We start from the raw sequence: 9,461 nt of genomic DNA, 5'->3' as shown, positions 1-9,461 counted from the left end.
ATCGAATTGCGCGGGACGGACTGGTCCGCGGGAAGCCCCCCTCCCAGCCCTCCCAACCCTCCCCCCTGAAGGGGTGAGGGCTTTTGCGTCACACTATCCAGCGCCGCCGCAAGCACATCGCACTTGAGCACCATGCCCGCCCCGCCCCCGGCAGGCGTATCGTCCACCGTGCGGTGCTTGTCGGTGGCGAAATCGCGGATCTGCACGGTGTCGAGCGACCACGCCCCCTCCTTCAGCGCGCGCCCGGCGAGCGACACGCCTAGCGGGCCGGGAAACATCTCCGGGTACAGGGTCAGGACGGTGGCAGCGAAGCTCATTCGAAAATGTCGGGATCAATCTTATCAGAGGGCCGCAGCATTTCGCCCACTCTGGTCATAGGGGAATGTAGCAGAAGAAGGGCAACCATCGAAGCACACCAGAGCCAGAAAGTCTCGTACGCCGCAGCTAGATATGGAAGCCCAGCGGCCGGACTATCGTCCAATTCATCGATACCCCATCGCCAGCGCACCGTGCAAAAAGCCACCAGAGGGACGAAAACGAATAGGGCAAGAGCAGATATGGCGCGCGCACGCTCGGGGGATCGAAAATAGCGATAAGGAACCAGCATGGTCGCAGGGGTCAGGAATGCGGCTGCCAAAAGGATGAAGGGCAGGCCGATCAGTTCTCGATCCATATCACCCTCCGCAACCGCCGCAGCCACCGCCGCCGCAGCCCGATCCGCCATCGCCTCCATCCCCGCCATCTCCGGCATAGCCCGCATCGCCTCCGCCGCCATGGCGCATCGCGTGCAGCGGATCGTAGGGCGTTCCCGCCAGCACCGCGGTACCGAAGATCGCCACGCCCAGCGCCATTTCGGGCTGCGTCGGGGCGCGCTTGAGCCGGACATTTTCCTGCCGCGCCTCCCTCAGGGCACGCTCGCCCTCGCGCGTCCGGCGGATGCCGGTCAGCAGCCGCCAGCCGATCACCACCACGCCGGCCACCATCAGTACCGCGAGAATGCCGACCGGCTCGCCCAGTGCGCGGCCGGCCTGCAAGCGATAGAGGCCCAGCAGCAGGATCAGCACCATGGGGATCACCGCGATCAGCCGCACCTTCAGGGCCTGGCCCGATCCGGTCAGCAGGCCCGCCTCGATCAGCGTATCACGGTCCATCCGGTAGCCATCGTCGATCGCCCGCACGAAGCTCTTCCAGCCGAAGCTGTCGCCCAGGCTCATCAGACGGGTTTCCGCACCACCGGTTGCCGCCTGCCTTTCGCGTACGTGGAAGGTCTTTCCCTCCAGCTCCAGCCGCCCCGATGCAAGCAGGCCCGCCATCACCGCCTCGGCATACCGGCTTTTGCCGCTTGCCAGCGCAGCGTACTGGCCCGCATCCTGCGGCACGCCCGGCTCGCCGACCGGGCGCAGGATCAGCGGGACGACCAGCGCCAGCAGCCAGCCGAGCACGATCAGTCCGGAATAGAGGATCAGAAACTGATCCGCGCCGTAGTCGGCCAGGCCAAGACCCATATCGCGCCCCCTAGAACATCGCCGTAGCGACCAGTGCCACCAAAGCTAACCCGATCGCCGCGAGGACGCCATAGGCTTGGCCGCGTGTCAGGATCACTACATCGGCCGGATTGAGCCGCACAGCGCGGGGATCGACCAGAAAACGCCGCCGCGCGTCGGGCCAGATGTCCCCCGGGGGCAACTGCCCGAAATGCGCTTCGTAACTCGCCAGCGTCTGCGCATACTGGTCGTAATAGCGGGTGCGCTCGCTCGTGCCCCCAGCCGTGGGGCCATGGTGGAGTGGCCTGCGCAGCACCTGCGGGCAGAAACGGTCCCAGTAATCGCGGCTATAGGTCAGATGGAGGTGCCACGCCTGATCCACCGCGTCGGATGGCGTGACTTCGTGGCCCGCCTCGCACGCAAGCCAGCAGAAGCGCTTGTATTCGTGGATGGCGCGCGCGGCGTAATCACCGCTCCACCGGTTTTCGCGCGCAAGCCGCTGCGCGAAGGTGAACGCGGCATCCGCAGGGCCGATCTCGTAATCGGCCAGCCGGTGCCAAAGATCGGTGTCGGTCGCGCGCATCCGCCCCTTATCGGGGCATGCGCAAGCTCACGCCAGAGCTAGGCTGCGCATTTTATGAAGACCACGCCGTCGTCTTCGATCCTGTGGCCCGCCAGAGTGACGATATCGGCATTCTCGGCAGGCATCACCGCCAGTCCGTCCGGCCCGCGCGCCTCGATCGGCAGCGTCGGGAGCGGCTCGTCCCACTGGAGCGCGGGTGTCTGGCCGACATCGACCACGCCTGTTTCGGGGTAGCCGTTGATCCGCGTTTCGATGATGCTCATCCCGCGCGTATTGGCGGTGACATCGAAATCGGGCTTCTCACAATCGGCATCGACGCCCTTCGCAACCCAGCTGCCGCGCACATAATCGCTGGTGACGGCGACCCCGCCTGCGCGGGCGGGGTCGCGATCGCGCGCGGGCGGATCGATCCGCGATGCATCCTCGACGATCAGCGTCTCCTCGCCCTGCATGCAGAAGCTGGCATCCGCGATCTCGCCGGTGACCCTTACGTAATCGCCCGTGCCGATCTCGGTCTCCCGGAAGCTGAGCGCATAGGTCTCGCCCTCGGGAGTGCGCAGGACCGGGCACTCGACGCCCTCTTCGATCCGGCCTTCGAAAGTGAGCAGTTCGGGCTCGCCTGAGGGGCGCGTACCCGCTGCGCTGCCGGGATCACCTCCGGCGTCGGCTCCCGGCTGGGAAGATGGGCTGGTTTCGCCGGCGCAGGCCGCGAGGGCCATCAGCGCGCCGACGAGTGCTGCGGTGAATTTGCGTTCGTCCATGCCCGGTCAAGCCGCGGCCCCGGCACGGTGTTCCGAAATTTGCCTAGGATAACTGGCGCAAGCGCGCCTCAGCCCCGCTTGCGGAAATGCATGATGCCCCAGGTCAGCTTGCCTGCATCGGCCCCGCGCACCCAGTGCGCCAAGCCTTCCAGCATGCGATCCACGAAGGAGTCGTCGGTCGAAAGCTCGGCGCGCTGCGCATCCAGATCCTCGGCCACTTGCGCGTAGTGATTGCGCAGCTGCGGGCTGAGATCGTCGATCCGCACCTCGTCCATCCCGCGCTCCTTCAGCGCATCGCGGTAGAACCCGAAAGAGGCCAGATTGGCGAGGTGGATGCGGTCGTAGATCGGTTTGAGCGAGGCGGTATCCTCGATCCCGTCGGCCTGCATCGGATCGGTGAAGATGAAATCGCCGCCGGGCTTGAGCACCCGCGCAACCTCGCTCAGCACCGCGCCCCGATCGGGCGCGTGCAGGATCGCGTCCTGGCTCCAGACGGCATCGAAGCTGGCATCCTCGAACGGAAGATCGTCGAACGACCCTTCCACCACGGAAACCCGGTCTTCCAGGCCCTGCTCGGCGGTCAGCTTGCGATTGCGAGCGTTTTCCGCAGGCGCGATGTTGAGGCAGGTGACATGACCCGCGCCGTGCTCGCTCGCGATGCGCCGCGCGCCGCCGCCGTAGCCTGCGCCAATATCGAGCACTTTCTTGCCCGACAGGTCGCCCACGGTGGCCGCCATCCGGTCGACCGTGCGGCGGCTTGCCTCGCGGATATCCTTCGTGTCGTCGTACAGACCGACATGGATATCCTCGCCGCCCCAGACGGTGGAGTAGAATTCCACCGCATCGTCGCTGGTGTAGTAGTCGCGCGCGGTATCGGTGGTCGCTTCGGTCATTGCGTCACTCGGCATATTCTTTTTCCGCCACGTGAATGAAGAAGTCGGGCGTTTCTTCGTCTCCGTCGGACTGCTGGAAATCGCCGTAGGTGTGGATCTGCTGGAAGCCCACATCCTCCAGCAATCCGCGCAGGTAGTTCTTGCGCAGCGGGAACATGTTCAGAAAATACTCGGACCCGTCGGGGAACGTGTATTTGAACCGGGCAAGGCTATCGTCGACATGCTCCGGCTCGGCGGTCACCTGATCGCCGCAATAGTAATACTTGTGCTTGGTGCTGAACCCGTCGTCCAGAATGCCATCGTAGTTGCGCTGGTCGATGATCAGGATGCCGTCGTGCTTCAGCGCGGCGTAGAATTCCGCCAGCGCGCGGCGCCGGTCGTTTTCGTCGTGCAGGTGGGTGAAGCTGTTGCCGAGGCAGATGATCGCATCGAACTTGCCGTGCACATCCTTGTTCAGCCAGCGCCAGTCGGCATGCACGGTCTTGAGCACCAGATCGTGGTCGGCCGCGTTCTGGAACGCCATGGCCAGCATTTCCGCCGCGCCATCGGCGGAAGTTACGTCGAACCCGTTCTTGAGCAGCTGCACCGAATGGAACCCGGTGCCTGTCGCAACGTCGAGCACGGATTTCTTGCCGCGCCCGGCCAGGATATCGACGAAGAAACGCCCTTCGCTCTGCGCGCGCGCGTCCCAGTCGATCAGCTCGTCCCACTTCTCAACAAAACCGCGAACATATTCCTTCTGGTAATGTTCGGTATCGCGCACCGCCTGCGGATCCTCACCGTAATCCTGCGTGCTGTCGGGCGCGAAGGTGCGCCTTTGCGTGTCCGTGTCCATTGTGCGTTTCCCTCTCGCGCGTGAATGCCCGGCAGAACCTCCGCCAGGAAGCATGCCGTTCGTGGTGGGAAGCCCTTCGAAGAATACGAAGCGCCATTCGAATTCGCGTGTGCGGTATAAAACATACCCGACACGGGCATTACAACCGCAGTCTGCCCTTACGGAAGGAAAGCGCGTGCGAGGACCAATCGTTCCGAATCCCAGTCGGGAACGGCATCGGGAATAAGCGGCACCATGAACGGCGCGCCTGTTTCGGGTGCAATCTCGACTATGTCGGTTGCCCCGTAATTCATGATGTTAGTCGTCGTCCCGATGGCCTCGCCATCGTCCGTAACGACGGGCAGGCCGATCAGATCGGCATGGTAGAATTCGCCCTCTTCAAGCGGCGGGAGGGCCTCGCGCGGGACGGTGAGCACGGTTCCGCGCAGCGCTTCGGCAGCGGTCCGATCGGCGATTTCGGCGAATCGGGCAATCGCCCCGCCCTTGTTGTCGGGCCGAATCGCAGTGGGGGTCAGCGCGCCGTCATTGAACGACCTGGCGCCCTTCAGCGCGCCGATCCCGTCGCCGAACAGCTTGAGGCGAACCTCGCCCGCCACCCCGTGCGCGCCGGTGATGGCGGCCAAGACAACAGGCCTCCCCCCGCTCGGGGGGAGGGTTGGGAGGGGGGAAGCGGACGGCGATGTGCCTCGGGCTTCGCCCTCTCTCCCCGACCCTCTCCCCCGACGGGGAGAGGGAGATTTCATCAGCCTTCGGCCTTTTCTTCGCCGGCATCTTCTGCGGGCGCTTCTTCGGCCGGAGCTTCCGCTGCGGCGTCTTCAGCCTTTTCTTCCTCGGCCGGTGCTTCCTGGGCGGCCTTCAGCGCTTCAGCGGCTTCGGCTTCCTTGGCGGCCTTTTCTTCGGCGCGTTCCTTGGCCTTTTCGCCCGGCTCGGCCTTGTTCGGGTTGTTGCGCGCCGCACGCTCGCGGATGCCCGCGGCGTCGAGGAAGCGGGCCACGCGGTCGCTCGGCTGCGCGCCGACGCCCAGCCAGTAGCGGGCGCGGTCTTCGTTCAGGTTGACGCGGTTCTCGTCATCCTTGGCGAGCAGCGGGTTGTAGGTGCCGATCTGCTCCAGATAGCGGCCGTCGCGCGGATAGCGCGAGTCCGCGGCAACGATGCGGTAATAGGGGCGCTTCTTGGCGCCGCCACGGGAAAGTCGGAGTGCAATAGCCATTTCGGTTCGTCCTTAGGTTTTCGTCTGTCTGTTTCGGTTATTTCTTCGGAAGCAATTTCTGCAGGTCTGGGGGAAGCTGGCTCATGTCCGGCATCTCGCCGTCCTTGCCGCCAAGCCCGGGGATCTGCGGCGCGCCTTTTCCGCCGCCCATGCCTGGCATGCCGCCCATTCCGCCGCCTCCGCCAAGCATCGCGGCAAGGCCCTTCATCCCGCCCATCTTCTTGATCTGCTTCATCGCGCGGGACATTTCCTGGTGCATCTTCAGCACCTTGTTGACGTCCTGCACCTGCGTGCCGCTGCCCGCCGCGACGCGCTTCTTGCGCTTGGCGTTGAGCAGCGCGGGATTGGCGCGTTCCTTGGCGGTCATCGATCCCATGATCGCGTCCATGTGGACCAGCACCTTGTCGTCCATGCCGCTGGCCTGCATCGCCTGCTTGGCCTTCTTCATGCCGGGCATCATGCCCGCCAGCATGCCGAGGCCGCCCATGCTCTGCATCTGCTTGAGCTGCATGCGCAGATCGTTGAGGTCGAACTGGCCCTTGGCCATCCGCTTGGCGAGAAGCTCCGCTTCCTCGACCTTGATCGATTCCGCCGCCTTCTCGACCAACGACACGACATCGCCCATGCCCAGGATGCGCTCGGCAACCCGGCGCGGGTGGAAGGCTTCGAGCGCGTCCAGTTTCTCACCGACACCCGCAAACTTGATCGGCTTGCCGGTGACCGCACGCATCGACAGCGCCGCACCGCCGCGCGCATCGCCATCCATCCGGGTCAGGATCACGCCGGTCAGCGGCACTTCGTCGCTGAAGCTCTGCGCGACGTTGACCGCGTCCTGGCCGGTCAGGCTGTCGACCACCAGCAGCACTTCGGTGGGCGTCGCCACCGAAGCCACCGCCTTCATCTCCGCCATTAGCGCTTCGTCGACATGCAGGCGGCCTGCCGTATCGAGCAACACGACATCGACATTGCGCAGCTTGGCCGATTCGAGCGCGCGCTTCGCGATCTCGACCGGCTGCTGGCCTTCGACGATCGGCAGCGTGTCGACCTGCGCCTGCTCGCCCAGCACAGCGAGCTGTTCCTGCGCGGCCGGGCGATTGACGTCGAGCGAGGCCATCATGGCCTTCTTGCCGTGCTTTTCGCGGATCAGCTTGCCGAGCTTGGCAGTCGAGGTGGTTTTACCCGAGCCCTGAAGGCCGACCATCATGATGACGACCGGCGGCTTGGCTTCCAGCGTCAGCGGGACATGGCCGTCCTCGCTGTCGGAGCCACCCAGCATGGCCACGAGTTCGTCGTTGACGATCTTGACGACCTGCTGGCCGGGCGTGACCGACTTGAGGACGCTTTCGCCGATCGCCTTTTCGGTGACCTTCTCGATGAAATCGCGCGCGACGGGCAGCGCCACGTCGGCTTCGAGCAGCGCGATCCGCACTTCGCGCATCGCATCGCGCACGTCCTGTTCGCGCAGGGCACCACGCCCGCGCAGGCGGTCGAAGGTATTGCCAAGGCGATCCGACAGTGCGTCGAACATGCTAGCCGCTTACTCCATCTCCGGCACGATACCGGATTAAACGCGAAAAACGCCGGCGGACGAAACCTCGTCGGCCAGCGTCGGGGCGGTGCCCCTTCTGCTACTCAATTCGGACAGCGAGCTGTCCTTTAAACCGGTGGTGGAGCCTAGCGGGATCGAACCGCTGACCTCTACAATGCCATTGTAGCGCTCTCCCAGCTGAGCTAAGGCCCCGGCCGGTTTTTGGCCCGCCTCTATGAGGTGGGCCGGGAGGCGCCCTTTAGAAAGCGCGCCTCCGCTTGGCAAGTGGAATATCAGGTGTCGTCGCTATCGTCGTCGTCACCCTTGGACTTTGCAACGCCCAGATCGTCGTCGCCGCCCAGATCCACCTCGTTATCGGGCGAATCATCGTCGTCGTCGACCTCGAGATCTTCCAGATCGTCATCGGCAAGGTCGCTGTCGGCTTCCTTGTCCTTCTTCTTCTTGTCCTCTTCCTCGAACGGAATCGGCTGCTTGGACTTCAGCACGGGCTCGGGCGTCCAGGTGTTCTCGCATTCGATGCAAGTCACCGGGTCGTCGTTGCCCAGGTCGTAGAAACGCGTGCCGCACTTGGGGCAGGTGCGCTTGGTGCCCCATTCGGGTTTGACCATGATGTATTCCTTGTTGCGGGCGATGTCGCGCGCGCTCGAGTGATTGGGTGTTGAATTCCGTGAGGGATGACTTGGGGCCAAGCGGCCACCGAATCAAGAATGGCGCGCGCCTTGCCATGCACCTTTGTGGCTGTCAAAGCCCGGCTCCCTTCCACGAAGACAACCGCATGCCCCACACACCCTCCCCGCAGACCTTCCGGCCCGCAGGCCCCTTGCGCGGTAGCATCGCCGTACCGGGCGACAAGTCGATCAGCCACCGATCGCTGATCCTTGGCGCAATGGCCGTGGGCGAAACACGCGTTTCCGGGCTGCTGGAGGGCGAAGACGTACTTGCCACCGCCGCCGCGCTGCGCGCGATGGGGACGGATATCACCCGCGAGGACGATGGCACCTGGCATGTCCACGGCGTGGGCGTTGGCGGGCTGCTGCAACCCGCCAGCGCGATCGATTGCGGCAATAGCGGCACTTCCGCCCGGCTGCTGATGGGTCTGGTCGCCAGCCATGGAATCACCGTGAGCTTCACCGGCGATGCCAGCCTCTCCAAACGCCCCATGGGCCGCGTGATCGATCCGCTTTCGCTGATGGGCGCCAGCTTCACCGCCAGCCCGGGCGCCAACGGAACGCAGTGCTTTCCGCTGATGCTGGAGGGCGCCCACCCCGCAGTGCCGATCTCATACCGCCTCCCCATGCCCAGCGCGCAGGTGAAAAGCGCGGTGCTGCTGGCGGGATTGAACACACCGGGCATCACCACGGTGATCGAGCCGGTGCCCACGCGCGACCATAGCGAGCGCATGCTGCGCGGATTCGGTGCGCAGCTGGACATCACGGAAGAGGACGGCGCGCGCATCATCCGCCTGACCGGCCAGCCGGAACTGCAACCGCAGGACCTGACCGTGCCCGGCGATCCCTCTTCCGCCGCGTTCTTCATGGTCGCCGCGACGCTGGTGGAAGGAAGCGACCTGACGATCCGCAATGTCGGCATGAACCCGACCCGCGCCGGGCTGGTCGGCGTGCTGCGGGCGATGGGTGCGGATATCGAGGAACTGGAGCCACGCGAAGTGGGCGGAGAGCCGGTCGCGGACCTGCGCGTACGCCACGCGGCTCTGAAGGGGATCGAAGTCGACCCGGCAGTCGTGCCGAGCATGGTCGACGAATTTCCGGTGCTGTTCGTGGCCGCCGCTCTGGCCGAAGGCACCACGCTCACGCGCGGGCTGGACGAACTGCGGGTAAAGGAAAGCGACCGCCTCGCCACCATGGCTGCCGCGCTGGAAGCCGTCGGCGTACGGGTGGAAGAGAGCGAGGACGGCCTCACAATTCACGGCACGGGCGGTGAGCCGCTGCGGGGCACCGCCAATGCCCGCATTAAGACGCACCTCGACCACCGTATCGCCATGAGCATGGCGGTCGCAGGCCGCGCCAGCCGCGACGGGGTGGAGGTGGACGATGTTTCGCCTATCGCGACGAGCTTCCCCCGCTTTGAATCCATGCTCTCAGCGGTTACCCCACGCCCCGCCTGACCCCATCGAACCACGGACCAC

General features: G+C 65.0%; 11 protein-coding genes, 1 tRNA gene and 1 pseudogene. 1 reads left to right on the top strand and 12 read right to left on the bottom strand.

The genetic code is table 11. The features are described 5' to 3' along the window. From ADAD_RS0106855 to ADAD_RS0106800, 12 genes and pseudogenes are all read right to left on the bottom strand, one after another. Positions 1-317: pseudogene (locus tag ADAD_RS0106855) on the bottom strand (hypothetical protein); the annotation flags it as partial. Beyond that, entirely contained in the window at positions 314-673 is a 360-nt protein-coding gene (locus ADAD_RS0106850) for a hypothetical protein (RefSeq protein WP_139020361.1), read from the bottom strand. The pseudogene ADAD_RS0106855 and the gene ADAD_RS0106850, both read right to left, overlap by 4 nt. 1 nt (position 674) lies before the next feature. Further along, the gene (locus ADAD_RS0106845) at positions 675-1,505 is read right to left on the bottom strand and encodes a TIGR04222 domain-containing membrane protein (RefSeq protein ID WP_010411529.1); all 831 of its coding nucleotides are present in this window, start codon (positions 1,503-1,505) and stop codon (positions 675-677) included. Positions 1,506-1,515: 10 nt separating this feature from the next. Further along, positions 1,516-2,067 carry a glycine-rich domain-containing protein gene (locus ADAD_RS0106840; protein WP_010411526.1) on the bottom strand — a complete coding sequence of 184 codons (552 nt, stop codon included), beginning with the start codon at positions 2,065-2,067 and terminating at the stop codon, positions 1,516-1,518. 38 nt (positions 2,068-2,105) lie between these two features. Continuing rightward, the gene (locus tag ADAD_RS0106835) at positions 2,106-2,828 is read right to left on the bottom strand and encodes a DUF5818 domain-containing protein (RefSeq protein ID WP_010411525.1); all 723 of its coding nucleotides are present in this window, start codon (positions 2,826-2,828) and stop codon (positions 2,106-2,108) included. 68 nt (positions 2,829-2,896) lie between these two features. Further along, entirely contained in the window at positions 2,897-3,721 is an 825-nt protein-coding gene (locus ADAD_RS17100) for a methyltransferase domain-containing protein (RefSeq protein ID WP_010411523.1), read from the bottom strand. Positions 3,722-3,725: 4 nt separating this feature from the next. Then, entirely contained in the window at positions 3,726-4,556 is an 831-nt protein-coding gene (locus tag ADAD_RS17095; protein WP_010411521.1) for a glycine/sarcosine N-methyltransferase, read from the bottom strand. A 158-nt stretch (positions 4,557-4,714) separates the two neighbouring features. Then, positions 4,715-5,179, bottom strand: coding sequence for a ribosome maturation factor RimM (rimM, locus tag ADAD_RS0106820; RefSeq protein WP_010411517.1), 465 nt, complete (start codon positions 5,177-5,179; stop codon positions 4,715-4,717). A gap of 119 nt (positions 5,180-5,298) precedes the next feature. Then, the gene (gene rpsP, locus ADAD_RS0106815) at positions 5,299-5,766 is read right to left on the bottom strand and encodes a 30S ribosomal protein S16 (protein ID WP_010411515.1); all 468 of its coding nucleotides are present in this window, start codon (positions 5,764-5,766) and stop codon (positions 5,299-5,301) included. Positions 5,767-5,803: 37 nt separating this feature from the next. Further along, a complete protein-coding gene (gene ffh, locus ADAD_RS0106810) occupies positions 5,804-7,294 on the bottom strand; it encodes a signal recognition particle protein (protein WP_010411513.1) in 1,491 nt (496 codons plus the stop codon). Between the two features lie 137 nt (positions 7,295-7,431). Further along, a tRNA-Ala gene (locus tag ADAD_RS0106805) sits at positions 7,432-7,507 on the bottom strand. 80 nt (positions 7,508-7,587) lie between these two features. Continuing rightward, positions 7,588-7,923 (bottom strand): TIGR02300 family protein, encoded by a 336-nt coding sequence (locus ADAD_RS0106800; protein ID WP_010411511.1) that lies wholly within the window; start codon positions 7,921-7,923, stop codon positions 7,588-7,590. A 167-nt stretch (positions 7,924-8,090) separates the two neighbouring features. Here ADAD_RS0106800 and aroA point away from each other — a divergent pair, with 167 nt between their 5' ends. Beyond that, positions 8,091-9,440, top strand: a complete 1,350-nt coding sequence (aroA, locus tag ADAD_RS0106795; RefSeq protein ID WP_029139964.1) for a 3-phosphoshikimate 1-carboxyvinyltransferase — start codon at positions 8,091-8,093, stop codon at positions 9,438-9,440. Positions 9,441-9,461 lie beyond the last annotated feature (21 nt).

This window comes from Citromicrobium sp. JLT1363 (assembly GCF_000186705.1).
Taxonomy (GTDB): Bacteria; Pseudomonadota; Alphaproteobacteria; order Sphingomonadales; family Sphingomonadaceae; genus Alteriqipengyuania.
This window is presented reverse-complemented; position numbering and strand designations above follow the sequence as displayed.

Coding starts and splice junctions, on each gene's coding strand:
- rpsP (WP_010411515.1), bottom strand. CDS start 5,766: ATGGCTATTGCACTCCGACTTTCCCGTGGCGGCGCCAAGAAGCGCCCC.
- ADAD_RS0106845 (WP_010411529.1), bottom strand. CDS start 1,505: ATGGGTCTTGGCCTGGCCGACTACGGCGCGGATCAGTTTCTGATCCTC.
- ADAD_RS17100 (WP_010411523.1), bottom strand. CDS start 3,721: ATGACCGAAGCGACCACCGATACCGCGCGCGACTACTACACCAGCGAC.
- ffh (WP_010411513.1), bottom strand. CDS start 7,294: ATGTTCGACGCACTGTCGGATCGCCTTGGCAATACCTTCGACCGCCTG.
- ADAD_RS0106850 (WP_139020361.1), bottom strand. CDS start 673: ATGGATCGAGAACTGATCGGCCTGCCCTTCATCCTTTTGGCAGCCGCA.
- ADAD_RS0106800 (WP_010411511.1), bottom strand. CDS start 7,923: ATGGTCAAACCCGAATGGGGCACCAAGCGCACCTGCCCCAAGTGCGGC.
- ADAD_RS0106835 (WP_010411525.1), bottom strand. CDS start 2,828: ATGGACGAACGCAAATTCACCGCAGCACTCGTCGGCGCGCTGATGGCC.
- aroA (WP_029139964.1), top strand. CDS start 8,091: ATGCCCCACACACCCTCCCCGCAGACCTTCCGGCCCGCAGGCCCCTTG.
- ADAD_RS0106840 (WP_010411526.1), bottom strand. CDS start 2,067: ATGCGCGCGACCGACACCGATCTTTGGCACCGGCTGGCCGATTACGAG.
- ADAD_RS17095 (WP_010411521.1), bottom strand. CDS start 4,556: ATGGACACGGACACGCAAAGGCGCACCTTCGCGCCCGACAGCACGCAG.